Source organism: Gracilimonas sp. (assembly GCF_017641085.1).
GTDB lineage: Bacteria > Bacteroidota > Rhodothermia > Balneolales > Balneolaceae > Gracilimonas.
Genome location: NZ_JAEPPI010000005.1, coordinates 1 through 14964, shown reverse-complemented (window position 1 = coordinate 14964; position 14964 = coordinate 1). Strand labels below are relative to the sequence as shown.

The following is a 14964-nucleotide window of genomic DNA, read 5'->3' as shown; positions in this document are numbered from 1 at the left end:
AAATTTGCATCAAGAAATTGAACAAGCTCTCGCTCGCACAAACAATCTGATCTATACTTCAATATGTCTAAGAACAAGTGCTTCGCATTTGTAAAATCGTTCGCGAAACAGAAACCAAAGATAAGGGATATTATACTTAGATGTCAACCTTATCTTTAAATATTTTCTCTTTTTTTGACATCTTTTTTGCGGGGCTTTTCAATTTAAACTTCACCCCATAAAAAAGACCTTCATACGAATACAAAGGCCTTAATATTTTCAGTAAAGAAATTACTTCTTCTCTTCTTCAGAGCTATCTTCAGAATCGCTGTCTTCAGCTGATTCTACTTCAGCAGAACTTTCTTCAGTTTCTTCTGCTTCAGCTTTAGGCTCTTCCTTCTTCTCTTCTTTTGCTTTTACAGGCTCGGAAGATGTTGGTGTATTACTTTTACCAGCCCGGCGAGTTCTCTTCTTACCAGATGAAGCTGATGAGCTGCCTTCAGGTTTAATGTCATTGTAATCTACCAATTCTACTACTGCGATTTCAGCACCATCCCCTTTACGGAAACCTGCTTTAATTACGCGAGTGTAGCCACCGGGACGATCCTTGCATTTAGGACCTACCTCAGTGAACAGAGTGGTTACCGCTTCCTTATTCTGAAGGGAAGAAAAAACTTGTCTTCTGTTATGATGAGTATCTTCTTTAGCCCTGGTAATTAAAGGCTCTACAAATCCACGTAGTTCTTTTGCCTTAGCAAGAGTGGTTGTAATTCTGTGCTCTTTGATTAACGCCATTGCAAGAGATTGCATGGTGTTTTTTCTGTGAGCAGAAGTCCTGCTTAATTTTCTACCTTTTACTCCGTGACGCATAATTTAATTCCTTTCTGCTTAGTCTAAATATTTAGATACGTCCATTCCAAATTCAAGATTCTTCTCTTCAATCACTTCTACTAATTCACTGAGTGATTTTTTACCGAAGTTTCTGAATTTAAGAAGATCCTGCTCATCTCGTGATACCAATTCTCCAATAGTATTGATATTCGCAGATTTGAGACAGTTGTATGCACGCACACTTAGGTTGAGATCTTCAATACTTGTTCTCAACAAATTAGCCACGCGTTGCTTCTCAGCATCAACCTCTTCCTCTTCCTGAGTGAATGGCTCTTCAATTTCTTCTGTGATAAATTTCTCAATATGCTCTTTAAGAATCTTACCTGCGATGGTAAGTGCTTCTTTAGCATTAACTGATCCGTCCGTTTCGATATCCATTACCAACTTCTCATAGTCGGTACGCTGGCCTACACGAACGTTTTCAACGTTGTATTTAACTGACTTAATAGGTGTGAAGATTGCATCGATAGGAATGAGATTTACATCCTCATCTTCTACCGACATTTCTTCAGCCGGAACGTATCCACGGCCACGACCTACTTTCAGTTCAATTTCCAACTCAGCATCGTCTGCAAGATTTGCAATAACCAAGTCAGGATTCAGCACATCATATTCAGCAGTTGCATCATCAATGTCTTTGGCTGTTAATTCGCCCTGACCACTTTTGGAAATATGAATAACACCGGAGCTTTGCTCAACTTGCTTGAAGCGAACTTCTTTGAAGTTAAGTATGATCTCATATACATCTTCTTTAACTCCCTTGATGCTGGAATATTCATGATCAACACCGTTAATCTTAACGGCAGTAATCGCTATTCCCGGAAGTGATGAGAGCAGAACTCGTCGGAATGAGTTTCCAATCGTTACTCCGAATCCTCTTTCAAGTGGCTGAAGAACAAATGTACCAAAATTGTCATTGTCTTCAACAACGTCGAGAGGTTCAGGCATTTGAATGCTATAGTTGCTCATAATAGATCTTAAAATTTTTAAAATTACTTAGAGTAAAGCTCAACAATAAGCTGAACATTAATATTCTCAGGTATCTCTTCCATTGTAGGAACATAAAGCACCTTACCTGATCTTGACTTCGGATCTGTTTCAACCCATTTGTACTTATTTCTTGAGGATCCGTCCAGTGCGTCTTCAATTATTTCCAGATTTCTAGACTTTGGTCGAATAGAAACTACATCACCCGGACTCATCTGGTAGGATGGAATATTTACAACTCCACCATTAACCACTACATGCTTGTGTGTCACCAACTGGCGAGCCTGGCGTCTTGTTCTTGCAAAGCCCATTCGGAAAACGGTATTATCCAATCGGCTTTCAAGTGCCTGAAGCAAGTTTTCACCAGCAACACCATCTTGAGCTGAAGCAGCTTTAAATAAGTTACGGAATTGCTTTTCCAGCAATCCATAGGTGTATTTCGCTTTCTGCTTCTCTTCAAGCTGGATGGCGTACTCAGACTTTCTGTTAAATCTGGAACGACCATGCTCACCTGGTCCGTATGGTTTACGCTCTAAAGCTTTACTTGGTCCAAAGATTGGCTCTTTGAATCGTCTGGCTTTCTTTTGTTTTGGTCCTCTATATCTTGCCATTATACAGTCTTCTTACTATTAAACTCTTCTTCGTTTTGGTGGCCGGCATCCATTGTGTGGAAGCGGTGTGCGGTCTTTGATGGAAGTAACTTCCAATCCGGAACTTGCCATTCCTCGAACCGCAGCTTCTCGACCTGAACCAGGTCCTTTTACAAATACTTCCACTTTGCGCAGACCCATTTCATGTGCGGTCTTAGCAGCTGTTTCAGCACTTAACTGAGCGGCATAAGGGGTGTTTTTTCTGGAACCCTTAAACCCTTCTTTTCCGGCAGATGACCACGAAACTACGTTCCCATCAGCGTCGGTTATGGTTACGATCACATTATTGAAAGTAGCTTTAACAAAAGCCATTCCGTTAGGATCGCTAAGTTGTTTTTTCTTTTTACGCTTTGCAGCTAAAGATGCTTTTGGTTTGTTTTTAGCCATGGGTTATCTCAATTTCAATATTATTTGGCAACCTTCTTCTTACCGGCAACCGTTTTCTTCTTACCTTTTCGAGTACGGGCGTTAGTTTGCGTACGCTGGCCCCTTACCGGCAGGCCTCGACGGTGACGAACACCCCGGTAGCTGCCAATTTCAATAAGTCGACGAATATCGCCATTTACTTCGCTGCGAAGCGCACCTTCAACTTTGTACTCCTCGTCAATTAATGTACGAAGTGCACTTACTTGCTCATCTGTCCAGTCCTGAACTTTGGCATCCTTATCGATGTCCAAACGTTCAAGAATTTCAGCTGCTTTAGAGCGGCCGATTCCATAAATGTAAGTAAGGCTGATTATGCCTCTTTTCTGTTTTGGTAAATCTATTCCAGCAATACGTGCCATATAAATACTCGGTTATTCTATTAGCCCTGACGCTGCTTATGGCGTGGGTTCTTCTTGTTAATCACGTAAAGACGGCCTTTACGTCGTACAATTTTGTCGTCTGAACTTCTTTTCTTAACTGATGAACGTGTCTTCATGACAACCTCTTTATTTGTATCTGTAAGTTATTCTTCCTTTAGATAAATCATAGGGCGACATTTCTACTGCCACTCTATCTCCCGGGAGAATTTTAATGTAATACATCCGCATTTTACCTGATACGTGGGCCAATATCTCATGCCCATTATCCAACTCAACGCGAAATTGTGCGTTAGGTAATGCTTCTATTATTTCTCCATCTTGTTTTATCGGCTCTTGTTTAGCCATAATACAATATGTTGTTTTGATTTTTTTCCGAGAGCTCAGCAATATAATCAAAAGTACTGAGAATTTCAGCCTTGTCTTCACGAATTACAATGTCGTGTTCGTAATGAGCGGCTAAACTCCCGTCGGCTGTAACTACTGTCCAGCCATCGTTCAATGTTTTTGTTTTCCAAGAACCCATGGTAATCATCGGCTCCACGGCGAGTGTCATTCCTGACCGGAGTCGCTCGCCTTTACCTTTTTTTCCAAAGTTAGGTACGGATGGATCTTCATGCATTGCTTTTCCAATTCCGTGCCCTACTAATTCTCTGACTACTCCGTAGCCTTCATTTTCACAGTGGGTTTGAATGGCATTTGCCAAGTCTCCCATCCTGTTTCCATGAATGGCTTGCTCAATCCCTTTATAAAGAGATTCGAGTGTAGTTCTCAATAATTTCAAAGTTTCATCATCACATTCACCAACTGCGAATGTATAAGCATGATCACCGAAGTAACCATTTTTTTCAACACCGCAGTCAACGGAAACGATATCACCTTCTTTTAATTCCCTGTCACCAGGTATTCCGTGAACAACTTCTTCATTAATCGAAATACATAGTGTTGCCGGAAATTCGCTTCCTTTTGGACCATATCCTTTAAAAGCAGGACGTCCTTTTTCTTTGGCGATGTATTCTTCGGCAATTCTGTCGAGCTTTCCTGTTGTAACACCCGGCTCAATATGTTTTCCAACTTCAGCCAGTGTTCTTGAGACGATTAATGCACTTTCGCGCATCTTCTCAATTTCGGATTCACTCTTCAGGTAAATCATTTACGCTCTTCGCCGGCCTTTAATTCTACCTGTTTTCATAAAGCCATCGTAATGACGCATCATTAAATGACTTTCAATTTGCTGGAGTGTATCCAAAGCAACCCCAACGATAATTAACAAACTGGTTCCTCCATAAAAGAGAGCAAAGCCAGGTGTAACTCCAAACAACCCTACTGCAATAGCGGGAAGTATAGCTACAAACGATAGAAACAAAGAACCCGGAAGGGTAATCTTAGTCAAAATATTGTCAATGAACTCAACGGTTTGCTTACCCGGACGAACGCCTGGAATAAAACCGCCTTGTCGTTTCATGGTATCGGCCATTTCCTTAGGATTGATGGCGATAGCTGTGTAGAAAAACGTGAAGAACACACATACAAAAAAGAATACAATCGAATACGTGAGTCCTGTAAAATCAACTGACCATTGGGTCAAAAACTGTACAGTTTGGTTTTCCGGAAAGAAAGAACCAATAGTACTTGGAATAAACATGATAGACTGCGCAAAGATAATCGGCATAACACCGGCAGCGTTCACCCGCAATGGCAAGTACTGAGTGGTACCACCGTACACTTTGCGGCCAACTACTCGTTTCGCATACTGAACCGGAATTTTACGGGTTCCCTGAGTCAGCATTACAACAGCTGCGATTACTAGTATCAGTGCAGCAACTTCAATAATTACCAGGATTGCATTCGCTTTGGTGGTAACTTCGTTGTAGAAGTTTGCAGGAAGTGCGGCAATAATACCGATCATGATAATCAGAGAAATACCGTTACCGATTCCTCTTTCACTAATTCTCTCTCCCAGCCACATTACGAATACCGTACCGGCCGTCAATACAATCATTGATGTAATAACAAAGAAAAACTCGTTTACAACAATAGCCTGCGGAGCTGTTGACATCAGGTTGATTGAAAAACCAATAGCCTGAACAAGGGTAATACCTACGGTACCATATCTTGTAAGCCTGGTGATTTTTCTTCTCCCTTCTTCTCCTTCGCGTTGCAGCTTCTGGAAATAAGGGACAACAGCACCCATCAACTGAATGATAATGGCAGCGGTGATATAAGGCATAATTCCAAGAGCAAATACTCCGGCTCTTGAAAAAGCCCCTCCCACAAATAGGTCAAATAAGCCTAACAAACTACTGGCGGCATTTCCACTGCTGCCAATAAGCTGGTTAGCATCAACACCGGGCAGGGTAATATAACTACCGACCCGATAGACCATTAAGATTCCAACCGTATAGAGAATACGATTCTTAAGATCTTCAATTTTAAATATGTTGCGGAAGTTTTCTATCAGACTCATTCGCCGTCTACACTATAAGTTTTACACCAAAGTTAATGATCCACCAGCTGCTTCTACCTTTTCACTGGCAGACTTACTTGCGGCATGTACTTCAATTTCAATTTTATGTTCTAGTTCACCACGTCCGAGAAGTTTAACTTTTTCTCCTTCGCTAGCCAAACCGGAATTGATTAATCCTTCCAACGTAATCGTTTTGTTCAGCTTTCCGGCTTCAATAAACTCACTGATAGTGTGTACGTTAATTACACGAAATTCAGTGCGGTTTATGTTGGTGAAACCAAATTTAGGCAAACGTCGCTGAAGGGGCATTTGACCACCTTCGAACCAGGCACGTTGCTTATGACCAGAACGAGATTTCTGTCCGTTATGTCCACGACCAGATTGCTCTCCACGTCCGGAACCTTGTCCACGTCCCACACGCTTGGTGTTTTTCTGATTTGGGATCGGTGCTTTTAAATTGCTTAAGTCCATCGTCAAATTCTTTAAATATTATCCTTCAAATACTTTGTTCAGAGAAATATCTCTTCTCTGTGCAACTTCAACAGGATCAGTCAATTCTTTCAGAGCAGTAAAAGCTGCCTTCACCATATTATGGGGATTTGAAGAACCCTGAGATTTAGATAAAATATTGTGTACACCTGCAACGTCAAGCAGAGCTTTAACGGCACCACCTGCAATTACACCCGTACCTTCAGCGGCCGGACGTAACAACACTTTTCCGGCACCTGCTTTACCAACTATAGGATGGTAAATACTTTTGGTTTTGGTTAAAGGTACGCGGATCAGGTTTTTCTTGGCATTATCAAAGCCTTTCTGGATAGCATCCGAAACTTCGTTTGCTTTACCAAGACCATGGCCACAAACACCGTTACCGTCTCCAACTACTACAATTGCGTTGAAGCTGAAACGACGTCCACCTTTCACAACTTTGGCTACACGGTTAACGTGAACCAGTTTCTCTTCAAGGTTCAGGTTTGCAGCAGGTATAGATTGTTTTCTTCTTATTTTAGGCATTGTTTATCCCAATTCAATTAAAAGTCTAATCCACCATCGCGGGCGCCTTCAGCAGCAGCCTTCACGATGCCGTGATATTTATAACCGCTTCGGTCAAATACCACTTTATTAATTCCTTTGTCCTGAGCGAGTTTTGCAAGTTCAGATCCTGCTTTCTTTGCATTATCAACACCGGTCTCAGCTTGTGAGGCTGCGAGTGTTACACCGTCAAGATCGTTAACCAACTGCAGGTAGGTGTACTTGTTACTTTTGAACACGCTCAGTCTTGGACGCTCGGCTGTACCTTTTATGGTAGAACGGATACGTCTTCTGATCTTACTTCTTCGCTCTATTTTCTTTTGTTGTCTTTTATCCATTATTCAAACCTCTATTTAGCAGCTGATTTACCGGCCTTACGACGAACCTGCTCACCCAGATATCTGATTCCTTTACCTTTGTAAGGCTCAGGCTTTCTGAATGATCTGATTTTAGCAGAAATCTGACCTACCAATTCTTTGTCAACTCCGGAGATAACCAGGATGGGGTTTTTACCAGACTTGGTATCCACTTCCATATCAATTCCTTCCGGTGGTACAAAGAAAATCGGGTGAGAATAACCCAGGTTCAGCTCCAGTACGTCGCCATTCATAGCGGCACGGAAACCAACGCCAATGATTTCTAATTTTTTAGTGTAGCCTTCCGATACACCAACCACTGCATTATTCACCAGCGAACGAAACAGGCCATGAAGAGCGCGGTGCTCTTTCTGGTCAGTAGCTCTTTTAATCAGGAGCTCATTTTCATTCTTTTCAATCGTAATTTCCGGGTGAATTCGGAGTGTATTGGTTCCTTTTTCTCCTTTAAAAGTTGCGATGTTATCAGCGTTGATGCTGAACTCAACTTTATCAGAAATAGGTACCGGTAAATTTCCAATTCGAGACATAGTTCAAAAACTGTTTATTAATAAATGGTGCACAAAATCTCGCCGCCTACATTAAGCTTGCGAGCTTCTTTATCGGTCATTACACCTTTTGATGTTGAAAGAATCACAATACCCAGGCCGTTTTGAGCGCGTGGCACTTCATCGCCACCTTTATATACTCGTAAACCGGGCTTTGAAAGTCTTTTCATTTGTCGGATTACAGGGTGTCCGTATGAGTCATATTTCAGAAACAAACGGATAATACCTTGCTTACCGTCTTCAATATCAATGTATTTCGAGATATACCCTTTATCGGCCAGGATTTTAGTCATGGCTCGCTTCAATTTAGAAGCGGGGATATCTACTCTGCGATGCCCGGCTTGTTGGGCATTCCTGATTCGTGTTAAATAATCTGCAATAGGATCAGTCATCGATTCCTTAGTTAAATTTACCAGCTTGCTTTTCTTACGCCAGGAATCTTACCTGCAAGGGCAAGTTCACGAAATTTAATTCGTGAGATTCCATATTTACCAACATAACCACGGCTTCTGCCCGTGATGCTGCATCGGTTACGAACCCGAGTAGGGCTGGCATCGCGAGGCAGCTTTTGCAGGCCTTCATAGTCGCCTGCTTCTTTCAGCTTGCGGCGTTTTTCGGCGTACTTCTTTACAGTTTCTTTTCGTTTTTTATTGCGTGCTATCCAAGCTTTCTTAGCCATAATAGAATATCTCTTAGTTTCTCGTTTTAAATGGCATTCCAAAGTGCTTAAGCAGAGCATAAGCTTCTTCGTCTGTTTCAGCATCAGTAACAAAAGTAACGTCCATACCATGTACTTTTGAAACTTTATCGGTGTCTATTTCCGGGAAAATGGTATGCTCTTTGATACCGAGGGTATAGTTTCCACGGCCGTCAAAGCTTTTATCCGGAACTCCCTGGAAGTCACGTGTTCTTGGCAGAGCCAGGTTCACGAGGCGGTCCAGAAATTCGAACATAATGCGTTGTCGAAGGGTAACTTTACAGCCAATTGGCATCCCTTCACGAAGCTTAAAGTTCGAAATAGACTTTTTAGCTTTGGTTGTAACCGGTTGTTGTCCGGTTATCGCAGCTACGTTATCTACAACCGTATCCAAAACTTTTTTATCGGTTATAGCGTCACCTACGCCTACGTTAATTACGATTTTTTGAAGTTTGGGTATGGCCATTGGGTTTTCATACTCAAACTCTTCGCGCAACTTGTCGCGAATTTCATCTTTGTAAAGTGTATATAATCTTGCTTCAGCCATTGCTATCTATCTGCTTTATTTGTCCAGCATTTCGCCACTTGTTTTGGCGTAACGAACCCAACGACCATTGCCGTCTTCTTCAATTCGTTTACGCCCAACACGTGTGGGTTCGTCAGTAGTAGGGTCAATTACCATTACATTCGAAATGTGTATGGCACCCTCTTTCTTCAGACGTCCACCCTGTGGGTTGTCCTGGGTTGGCTTTTCATGATGGGTCTTCATATTGATTCCCTCAACGAGCACTCGCTCTTTTTTAGGGAATACCATCAATACACGGCCTCTTTTTCCTTTGTCGTTACCGGCGATTACTAAAACATCATCGCCTTTCTTAACGTGTAATTTCTTTTGTTTGTTGAACCTGCGTGGCATACTCTAATTCCTTTTTTAAAGTACTTCCGGTGCAAGCGACACGATTCTCATGAAGCTTTTTTCACGAAGCTCTCTGGCAACAGGGCCAAAAATACGTGTACCTACCGGTTCTTGATCTTTGTTAATGATAACCGCAGCATTTTCATCAAAACGGATGTAACTGCCATCCCTTCTGCGGTATTCTTTTCTTGTTCGTACAATAACGGCTTTTACAACGTCTCCTTTTTTGACGTTTCCACCTGGTATTGCTGTTTTCACAGAAGCGGAAATCAAATCGCCTACTCGTGCATATCTGCGTCGGGAATCTCCCAGCACTTTAATACACATCAGCTTTCTGGCACCGCTGTTATCTGCTACGTTTAATGTCGTTTGAGTTTGAACCATCGCTAATTCCTAATGCTCTATTCGTTACTTAGCTTTTTCGACGATTTCTACCAATCGCCATGATTTACGCTTTGATAGTGGTCGTGTAGACATAATTTGCACGGTATCGCCTACATTGGCTTCGTTGTTTTCGTCGTGCGCCATATACTTCGTCGTTTTGGTAATATACTTTCCGTAAATGGAGTGTTTTACCTGACGATCTACTGCAACAGTGATACTTTTGTCCATGCTGTTGCTAACTACACGTCCTACTCGTTCTCGTCTTTGGGCTCTTTCTGTTTGTGCCATAGTTTAAATCCTTTGCTTATTCAGCACTACTTTTTTCATTAATAATGGTCTCCAATCTGGCAACCTCTCTTCGGTGATTTCGGAGTCGGGCCGGATTTTCAAGCTGTCCGGTTACTGACTTCGAAAAACGAAGATTTTGTAGTACATCACGCTCATCTTTCAAGCGAGCTTGTAATTCAGTAAGTGTCAAATCTCTTAATTCGTGCGCTTTCATCTTATCCTCCCTGGTAGTCTCGTCGAACTACGAACTTGGTTTTGATAGGTAACTTATGCGCAGCGCGTCGTAAAGCTTCTTTGGCGCGTTCTTCGTTTACACCGGCAATCTCAAAGAGAATACGTCCGGGTTTTACAACCGCTACCCAGTGATCCAAAGCACCTTTACCTTTACCCATTCGGGTTTCAGCCGGTTTGCTTGTCATCGGACGGTCCGGGAAAATACGGATGAACGTCTGACCGTCACGTTGCAACGATCGTGCAATTGCGATACGGCAAGCTTCAATTTGGCGTGAAGTTATGAACTTCGGCTCAAGAGCTTTCAGTCCAAAATCACCAAAGTTAATAATGTGGCCACGTTGCGCGTTACCTTTCAGCTTATCGCGATGAACACGGCGTCTCTGAACTCGTTTTGGTTCTAACATCGTTTCTTATTAACTGTTTTTATTAGATCGATTTCTGTTTCTGCTGCGTCGGCGACTTCTTCGTCCTCTGTCATCACCGCCTTTACCTCGGCCTGAGTCAGAATCCTGACGCGATTGTGTTCCCGGCGTCAGATCAACATCACCAATAATTTCACCTTTGAAAATCCAAACGGTAACTCCGATAGAACCATAAATGGTGTTCGAAGTAGATGATGCGTAATCAATGTCGGCACGTAAAGTATGCAGAGGAATCTGCCCTTCTTTGTACTGCTCGGTTCGGGCCATTTCAGCACCACCGAGTCGACCGGCACAGCGAACTTTAATACCTTTGGCACCCATTCTCATTGCTGATGCAATCGCTGTTTTCATTGCTCTACGGAATGAAACACGAGCTTGTAGCTGCTGAGCAATATTCTGAGCAACCAAACTTGCATCCAGCTCAGGGCGTTTGATTTCACTTACGTTAATTTGTACTTCTTTACTGGTGATTTTCTTAAGCTCTTCACGAAGCAATTCAATTTGCTCACCGCCTTTACCGATGATAACACCGGGGCGACTTGTGCGGAGCGTTAACAGAATTCGCTTTGGGGTACGCTCAATAATAACATTTGAGAGACCGCCATTACGAAGTCTTGTGTGCAAATACTCGCGAAGTTTTTCGTCTTCAACGATGAGAGCCGGTTGGTTCTCTTCAGAAAACCAGTTGGAATCCCATCCGCGAATAATGCCTAATCTAAAACCAGTTGGATTTGTTTTCTGTCCCAAGGTATTGTTCGTTTATTCGTTTACACTTTCTTGATCACGCTTGGCCACTTTTACTGTAATGTGGCATGAGCGTTTGTTAATACGATGAGCTCTACCCATCGGTGCCGGCTGAATTCTTTTCAGCGTTACGCCTTCATCAACGTAAATTTCCTTTATTACAAGGTCTTCATTGTCAAAGCGCTCTTCCTGAAATTTGTCTCTCAAATTTGCAGCTGCCGACTTGATCACTTTAATCACATCTTCTGCAGATGCTTTTTTGGTGAATTCGAGTCTTTTAATCGCTTTGTCTACTTGTTCACCACGAACAGCATCCGCTACAAGGCGAACCTTGCGAGGAGCTCTCCTCAAATGCTTTTGTACTGCTCGTGCTTCTAAAACTGGAGTATCCATCTCTTAAATCCGATTAAATTATTTAGCTGCTTTTTTCACTGGATGGCCACGGAATGTTCGTGTTGGTGCAAATTCACCCAACTTATGGCCTACCATATTTTCAGTTATAAACACAGGGATAAATTGCTTACCGTTGTGAACTGCAAGAGTCAATCCCATAAAGTCAGGAGTGACCATTGAACTTCGTGACCAGGTTTTGATCACTTTCTTGCTTCCACTTTCATTGGCTTCATCGATTTTACGCTGAAGCTTGTAGTAAACAAAAGGCCCTTTTTTCAGTGAGCGTGGCATACGTTACTTAGTTATTTTTTCTTGGTTTTTCTTCTTCTTACGATGTACTTAGAAGACAACTTATTTCTGTTTCTTGTCTTCTTACCCTTGGCGGATTGTCCCCATGGTGAACGCGGGTGTCCACCTGAAGCTTTTCCTTCACCACCACCCATTGGGTGATCAACAGGGTTCATAGCAACACCACGGGTTTGTGGTCTTCTGCCTTTCCATCTGCTTCTACCAGCTTTGGCAATTGTCGTATTCATATGATCCGGGTTGCTGGTGTTCCCTACGGTTGCGTAGCAACTGCCCAGGATCAATCGAACTTCTCCGGATGGAAGTTTCACACTTACATAACGGTCTTGCTTACCCAGCAGCTGTGCACTTGTACCGGCACTTCTGCAAAGAGTACCACCCTGTCCGGGCTTCAACTCAATATTGTGGATAAAAGTACCCGGAGGCATCTTCATCATTGGCAGCGCATTTCCTAAATCAGGAGCTGCGTTATCGCCGGCAACAATAGTGTCTCCAACTTTCAATTTGTTCGGTGCAAGAATGTATCGGCGCTCACCATCGGCATAAGCTACAAGTGCAATTCGAGCTGATCGGTTTGGATCGTACTCAATAGTTTGAACTGTAGCTGGCACGTCATGTTTGTTACGCTTGAAATCGATGATACGATATCGGCGCTTGTGCCCTCCGCCTCTGTGGCGAGAAGTGATACGTCCGTGTCTGTTTCGTCCACCAGAAGAATGTTTTCCAGCTAATAAAGCCTTCAATGGCTTATCAGTTGTAATTTCGTCGAATACAGGAGCAATCCTGTGTCGAGTTCCCGGTGTAATTGGTTTTAATTTCTTAGTAGGCATTATTCTCTAATCCTTAAATTTCAGCAAAGAAATCAATTTCGCCTTCTTTGACCGTTACAATGGCTTTTTTCCAGACCTTAGTTCGGCCTCCCTGGTAACCGCTTCGTGTATATCGTCCCTTCGGTTTCGAGGGCATAATAGCGGTGTTTACCTTAGCCACTTTTACTCCCGGATAAGTAGCTTCCACAGCTTCCTTGATCTCGGGTTTAGTTGCATTGGTAGCAACTTCAAAAGTATATTTTCCAGCTTCCTGAAGCCGACTTAACTTTTCTGTAATTACAGGTCGTTTGATAATACTCATGCTGCAGCCTCTTCAGTTTTTCCTTCAATACTGTTTTCAAGTTTGGCAACCGCGCTTTCCTGAATAACAATCACATCAGCATTCATAATTTGGTAGGTATTTGGCTTATAACCTTCCAGTACCTGAACGCCTGGGATGTTGCGGGCAGACTTGTAAACAATCATGTCTGTTTCGCTTGTCAATATCAGGGCTTTTTTGCCGGCTACTTCAAAAGCGGCCAACATGTCGGCTACCTGAGAAGTTTTCGGCTCATCAAATGAAAAATCCTGTACAACAATAATTCCTTCGTTAGCAGCTTTCAGCGACAATGCAGACTTACGCGCCAGTTGGCGAGTTTTCTTATTCATTTTGAAGCCGTAATCACGAGGCTTCGGTCCAAATACAGTGCCACCTTTACGAAGCAGTGGAGACTTAATGTCGCCACGGCGGGCATTACCCGTTCCTTTCTGGCGGTACATTTTCTTAGTACTACCTGTTACTTCGCTTCGCTCTTTTGTTTTTGCGGTGCCCTGACGCTTATTAGCCATGTGCCGACGAACATCTTCATAAAGAACTGTTTCGTTTGGCTCGATGGCAAAAATAGCATCACTGAGCTCAGCCTTCTTGCTGCTTTTCTTTCCGTCTATTTTATATATATCTAATTTCATGACTTAGTTGTTAACAGACGCTTTGTTATGAATTTCTACGTACCCGCCTTTTGGTCCAGGTATAGAACCTGTTACCAAAACAACATTCGAGTCTTCCAGAATTTTTGCAATGCTCAGATTCTTAATCTTCACGCGCTCGTTTCCGGACTGACCTGCCATCCGCATACCTTTGAATACTTTAGATGGGTCAGATGCATTACCGATAGCACCAGGTGCTCTCAATCGGTTATGCTGACCGTGAGTAGCATCACCAACACCACTGAAATTGTGACGTTTAATAACACCGGTAAATCCACGGCCTTTTGAGTTTGCAACAACATCAACGGTATCGCCTACAGCGAATACATCACTAATGTTCAGTTCGTCTCCAACATCAAGTCCTTCAGGGATAAAATCTCTGAATTCAACAACTTTATACTTGGTGGAAACGCCGGCTTTATCAAAATGACCTTTCACGGCTTTGCTTACGTTTTTCTCTTTTTTATCAAAAGCAGCCAACTGAACAGCAGTATAGCCGTCTGTCTCTTCTGTTTTGATTTGGGTAATAGCACAAGGTTCAATTTCAATAACAGTAACAGGAATATTTCTTCCTATGTTATCAAACACGCTTGTCATCCCAACTTTTTTTCCTATCAAACCACTCATCGTGTTCGGGTCCTTTTCTAAACTTTAATTTCTACATCAACGCCGGAAGGTAATTCCAGCTTCATCAGCGCATCAACAGTTTGTGATCCGGTTGACAAAATATCGATCAGGCGCTTATGAGATCTGTACTCAAATTGCTCCCGTGACTTTTTATCAACAAACACGGATTTATTTACCGTGATGATGCTTTTACGGGTGGGTAGTGGGATGGGTCCCGAAACTACCGCACCAGTAGATTTCACAGTCTGAATAATTTTTTCAGCTGATTTGTCGATCAGGTTATGATCGTATGACTTCAATTTGATTCTGATTTTCTGTTGTGTTGCCACGATCAGATCCTTAGTCTAAGATTTTAGTTACAACTCCGGCGCCCACGGTACGTCCGCCTTCGCGAATCGCAAACCGCAGCCCTTCTTCCATCGCTAC

At 42.6% G+C, this 14964-nt stretch carries 30 protein-coding genes; all 30 read right to left on the bottom strand.

Annotation, left to right across the window (positions count from 1 at the left end; translation table 11 throughout):
* Window positions 1-270 precede the first annotated feature (270 nt).
* Entirely contained in the window at window positions 271-849 is a 579-nt protein-coding gene (rplQ, locus tag JJ941_RS15355; RefSeq protein ID WP_366069412.1) for a 50S ribosomal protein L17, read from the bottom strand.
* An 18-nt stretch (window positions 850-867) separates the two neighbouring features.
* Window positions 868-1839, bottom strand: coding sequence for a DNA-directed RNA polymerase subunit alpha (locus JJ941_RS15250; protein WP_290967116.1), 972 nt, complete (start codon window positions 1837-1839; stop codon window positions 868-870).
* 23 nt (window positions 1840-1862) lie between these two features.
* Window positions 1863-2468 (bottom strand): 30S ribosomal protein S4, encoded by a 606-nt coding sequence (rpsD, locus tag JJ941_RS15245; protein WP_290967115.1) that lies wholly within the window; start codon window positions 2466-2468, stop codon window positions 1863-1865.
* 18 nt (window positions 2469-2486) lie between these two features.
* Window positions 2487-2894 (bottom strand): 30S ribosomal protein S11, encoded by a 408-nt coding sequence (gene rpsK / locus JJ941_RS15240; protein WP_255133359.1) that lies wholly within the window; start codon window positions 2892-2894, stop codon window positions 2487-2489.
* Between the two features lie 20 nt (window positions 2895-2914).
* Window positions 2915-3292 (bottom strand): 30S ribosomal protein S13, encoded by a 378-nt coding sequence (gene rpsM / locus JJ941_RS15235; protein WP_255133361.1) that lies wholly within the window; start codon window positions 3290-3292, stop codon window positions 2915-2917.
* A gap of 20 nt (window positions 3293-3312) precedes the next feature.
* Window positions 3313-3429 carry a 50S ribosomal protein L36 gene (rpmJ, locus tag JJ941_RS15230; protein WP_071594720.1) on the bottom strand — a complete coding sequence of 39 codons (117 nt, stop codon included), beginning with the start codon at window positions 3427-3429 and terminating at the stop codon, window positions 3313-3315.
* A gap of 10 nt (window positions 3430-3439) precedes the next feature.
* A complete protein-coding gene (gene infA, locus JJ941_RS15225) occupies window positions 3440-3658 on the bottom strand; it encodes a translation initiation factor IF-1 (RefSeq protein ID WP_020404818.1) in 219 nt (72 codons plus the stop codon).
* A complete protein-coding gene (gene map / locus JJ941_RS15220) occupies window positions 3651-4463 on the bottom strand; it encodes a type I methionyl aminopeptidase (protein ID WP_290967109.1) in 813 nt (270 codons plus the stop codon). Before map ends, infA begins: the two co-directional genes overlap by 8 nt.
* Window positions 4464-5777, bottom strand: a complete 1314-nt coding sequence (gene secY, locus JJ941_RS15215) for a preprotein translocase subunit SecY (RefSeq protein WP_255133371.1) — start codon at window positions 5775-5777, stop codon at window positions 4464-4466.
* Between the two features lie 21 nt (window positions 5778-5798).
* Window positions 5799-6248 (bottom strand): 50S ribosomal protein L15, encoded by a 450-nt coding sequence (gene rplO / locus JJ941_RS15210; RefSeq protein ID WP_290967105.1) that lies wholly within the window; start codon window positions 6246-6248, stop codon window positions 5799-5801.
* An 18-nt stretch (window positions 6249-6266) separates the two neighbouring features.
* Window positions 6267-6791 carry a 30S ribosomal protein S5 gene (rpsE, locus tag JJ941_RS15205; RefSeq protein ID WP_290967102.1) on the bottom strand — a complete coding sequence of 175 codons (525 nt, stop codon included), beginning with the start codon at window positions 6789-6791 and terminating at the stop codon, window positions 6267-6269.
* A 17-nt stretch (window positions 6792-6808) separates the two neighbouring features.
* A complete protein-coding gene (rplR, locus tag JJ941_RS15200; protein WP_290967099.1) occupies window positions 6809-7147 on the bottom strand; it encodes a 50S ribosomal protein L18 in 339 nt (112 codons plus the stop codon).
* A gap of 11 nt (window positions 7148-7158) precedes the next feature.
* Window positions 7159-7713 (bottom strand): 50S ribosomal protein L6, encoded by a 555-nt coding sequence (gene rplF / locus JJ941_RS15195; protein ID WP_255133379.1) that lies wholly within the window; start codon window positions 7711-7713, stop codon window positions 7159-7161.
* A 17-nt stretch (window positions 7714-7730) separates the two neighbouring features.
* A complete protein-coding gene (gene rpsH / locus JJ941_RS15190; RefSeq protein ID WP_255133380.1) occupies window positions 7731-8123 on the bottom strand; it encodes a 30S ribosomal protein S8 in 393 nt (130 codons plus the stop codon).
* Between the two features lie 17 nt (window positions 8124-8140).
* The gene (gene rpsN / locus JJ941_RS15185) at window positions 8141-8410 is read right to left on the bottom strand and encodes a 30S ribosomal protein S14 (protein ID WP_255133382.1); all 270 of its coding nucleotides are present in this window, start codon (window positions 8408-8410) and stop codon (window positions 8141-8143) included.
* A 13-nt stretch (window positions 8411-8423) separates the two neighbouring features.
* Window positions 8424-8975 carry a 50S ribosomal protein L5 gene (gene rplE, locus JJ941_RS15180; RefSeq protein WP_290967092.1) on the bottom strand — a complete coding sequence of 184 codons (552 nt, stop codon included), beginning with the start codon at window positions 8973-8975 and terminating at the stop codon, window positions 8424-8426.
* Window positions 8976-8990: 15 nt separating this feature from the next.
* Window positions 8991-9344, bottom strand: a complete 354-nt coding sequence (rplX, locus tag JJ941_RS15175) for a 50S ribosomal protein L24 (RefSeq protein WP_290967089.1) — start codon at window positions 9342-9344, stop codon at window positions 8991-8993.
* Window positions 9345-9359: 15 nt separating this feature from the next.
* Complete coding sequence (gene rplN / locus JJ941_RS15170) at window positions 9360-9728, bottom strand: 50S ribosomal protein L14 (RefSeq protein WP_255133388.1); 369 nt, start codon at window positions 9726-9728, stop codon at window positions 9360-9362.
* A gap of 24 nt (window positions 9729-9752) precedes the next feature.
* Entirely contained in the window at window positions 9753-10016 is a 264-nt protein-coding gene (gene rpsQ / locus JJ941_RS15165; RefSeq protein ID WP_255133390.1) for a 30S ribosomal protein S17, read from the bottom strand.
* A gap of 16 nt (window positions 10017-10032) precedes the next feature.
* Window positions 10033-10230 (bottom strand): 50S ribosomal protein L29, encoded by a 198-nt coding sequence (rpmC, locus tag JJ941_RS15160; protein ID WP_255133391.1) that lies wholly within the window; start codon window positions 10228-10230, stop codon window positions 10033-10035.
* 1 nt (window position 10231) lies between these two features.
* Window positions 10232-10654: a 50S ribosomal protein L16 gene (rplP, locus tag JJ941_RS15155; protein WP_255133393.1), complete on the bottom strand. Its 423-nt coding sequence runs from the start codon at window positions 10652-10654 to the stop codon at window positions 10232-10234.
* 9 nt (window positions 10655-10663) lie between these two features.
* Complete coding sequence (gene rpsC, locus JJ941_RS15150) at window positions 10664-11419, bottom strand: 30S ribosomal protein S3 (RefSeq protein WP_255133395.1); 756 nt, start codon at window positions 11417-11419, stop codon at window positions 10664-10666.
* A gap of 12 nt (window positions 11420-11431) precedes the next feature.
* The gene (gene rplV / locus JJ941_RS15145; RefSeq protein ID WP_255133397.1) at window positions 11432-11809 is read right to left on the bottom strand and encodes a 50S ribosomal protein L22; all 378 of its coding nucleotides are present in this window, start codon (window positions 11807-11809) and stop codon (window positions 11432-11434) included.
* An 18-nt stretch (window positions 11810-11827) separates the two neighbouring features.
* Complete coding sequence (gene rpsS / locus JJ941_RS15140; RefSeq protein ID WP_255133399.1) at window positions 11828-12100, bottom strand: 30S ribosomal protein S19; 273 nt, start codon at window positions 12098-12100, stop codon at window positions 11828-11830.
* A gap of 11 nt (window positions 12101-12111) precedes the next feature.
* Entirely contained in the window at window positions 12112-12945 is an 834-nt protein-coding gene (gene rplB / locus JJ941_RS15135) for a 50S ribosomal protein L2 (RefSeq protein WP_255133400.1), read from the bottom strand.
* A 13-nt stretch (window positions 12946-12958) separates the two neighbouring features.
* Window positions 12959-13246, bottom strand: coding sequence for a 50S ribosomal protein L23 (gene rplW, locus JJ941_RS15130; RefSeq protein ID WP_290967077.1), 288 nt, complete (start codon window positions 13244-13246; stop codon window positions 12959-12961).
* Window positions 13243-13893, bottom strand: coding sequence for a 50S ribosomal protein L4 (gene rplD / locus JJ941_RS15125; RefSeq protein ID WP_255133404.1), 651 nt, complete (start codon window positions 13891-13893; stop codon window positions 13243-13245). Before rplD ends, rplW begins: the two co-directional genes overlap by 4 nt.
* A 3-nt stretch (window positions 13894-13896) precedes the next feature.
* The gene (gene rplC, locus JJ941_RS15120; protein ID WP_255133406.1) at window positions 13897-14538 is read right to left on the bottom strand and encodes a 50S ribosomal protein L3; all 642 of its coding nucleotides are present in this window, start codon (window positions 14536-14538) and stop codon (window positions 13897-13899) included.
* A 17-nt stretch (window positions 14539-14555) separates the two neighbouring features.
* Complete coding sequence (rpsJ, locus tag JJ941_RS15115; protein WP_018128596.1) at window positions 14556-14867, bottom strand: 30S ribosomal protein S10; 312 nt, start codon at window positions 14865-14867, stop codon at window positions 14556-14558.
* 10 nt (window positions 14868-14877) lie between these two features.
* Window positions 14878-14964: hypothetical protein (locus JJ941_RS15110; protein ID WP_290966998.1), on the bottom strand; the 87-nt coding region annotated here is incomplete at its 5' end.

Coding starts and splice junctions, on each gene's coding strand:
- rplW (WP_290967077.1), bottom strand. CDS start 13,246: ATGAGTATTATCAAACGACCTGTAATTACAGAAAAGTTAAGTCGGCTT.
- rplO (WP_290967105.1), bottom strand. CDS start 6,248: ATGGACTTAAGCAATTTAAAAGCACCGATCCCAAATCAGAAAAACACC.
- infA (WP_020404818.1), bottom strand. CDS start 3,658: ATGGCTAAACAAGAGCCGATAAAACAAGATGGAGAAATAATAGAAGCA.
- rpmJ (WP_071594720.1), bottom strand. CDS start 3,429: ATGAAGACACGTTCATCAGTTAAGAAAAGAAGTTCAGACGACAAAATT.
- rpmC (WP_255133391.1), bottom strand. CDS start 10,230: ATGAAAGCGCACGAATTAAGAGATTTGACACTTACTGAATTACAAGCT.
- rplF (WP_255133379.1), bottom strand. CDS start 7,713: ATGTCTCGAATTGGAAATTTACCGGTACCTATTTCTGATAAAGTTGAG.
- rplQ (WP_366069412.1), bottom strand. CDS start 849: ATGCGTCACGGAGTAAAAGGTAGAAAATTAAGCAGGACTTCTGCTCAC.
- rplV (WP_255133397.1), bottom strand. CDS start 11,809: ATGGATACTCCAGTTTTAGAAGCACGAGCAGTACAAAAGCATTTGAGG.
- rplN (WP_255133388.1), bottom strand. CDS start 9,728: ATGGTTCAAACTCAAACGACATTAAACGTAGCAGATAACAGCGGTGCC.
- rplX (WP_290967089.1), bottom strand. CDS start 9,344: ATGCCACGCAGGTTCAACAAACAAAAGAAATTACACGTTAAGAAAGGC.
- rpsH (WP_255133380.1), bottom strand. CDS start 8,123: ATGACTGATCCTATTGCAGATTATTTAACACGAATCAGGAATGCCCAA.
- rpsM (WP_255133361.1), bottom strand. CDS start 3,292: ATGGCACGTATTGCTGGAATAGATTTACCAAAACAGAAAAGAGGCATA.
- rpsE (WP_290967102.1), bottom strand. CDS start 6,791: ATGCCTAAAATAAGAAGAAAACAATCTATACCTGCTGCAAACCTGAAC.
- rplP (WP_255133393.1), bottom strand. CDS start 10,654: ATGTTAGAACCAAAACGAGTTCAGAGACGCCGTGTTCATCGCGATAAG.
- map (WP_290967109.1), bottom strand. CDS start 4,463: ATGATTTACCTGAAGAGTGAATCCGAAATTGAGAAGATGCGCGAAAGT.
- JJ941_RS15250 (WP_290967116.1), bottom strand. CDS start 1,839: ATGAGCAACTATAGCATTCAAATGCCTGAACCTCTCGACGTTGTTGAA.
- rplD (WP_255133404.1), bottom strand. CDS start 13,893: ATGAAATTAGATATATATAAAATAGACGGAAAGAAAAGCAGCAAGAAG.
- rpsS (WP_255133399.1), bottom strand. CDS start 12,100: ATGCCACGCTCACTGAAAAAAGGGCCTTTTGTTTACTACAAGCTTCAG.
- secY (WP_255133371.1), bottom strand. CDS start 5,777: ATGAGTCTGATAGAAAACTTCCGCAACATATTTAAAATTGAAGATCTT.
- rplB (WP_255133400.1), bottom strand. CDS start 12,945: ATGCCTACTAAGAAATTAAAACCAATTACACCGGGAACTCGACACAGG.
- rpsN (WP_255133382.1), bottom strand. CDS start 8,410: ATGGCTAAGAAAGCTTGGATAGCACGCAATAAAAAACGAAAAGAAACT.
- rpsK (WP_255133359.1), bottom strand. CDS start 2,894: ATGGCTAAAAACAAACCAAAAGCATCTTTAGCTGCAAAGCGTAAAAAG.
- rpsQ (WP_255133390.1), bottom strand. CDS start 10,016: ATGGCACAAACAGAAAGAGCCCAAAGACGAGAACGAGTAGGACGTGTA.
- rpsD (WP_290967115.1), bottom strand. CDS start 2,468: ATGGCAAGATATAGAGGACCAAAACAAAAGAAAGCCAGACGATTCAAA.
- rplC (WP_255133406.1), bottom strand. CDS start 14,538: ATGAGTGGTTTGATAGGAAAAAAAGTTGGGATGACAAGCGTGTTTGAT.
- rplE (WP_290967092.1), bottom strand. CDS start 8,975: ATGGCTGAAGCAAGATTATATACACTTTACAAAGATGAAATTCGCGAC.
- rplR (WP_290967099.1), bottom strand. CDS start 7,147: ATGGATAAAAGACAACAAAAGAAAATAGAGCGAAGAAGTAAGATCAGA.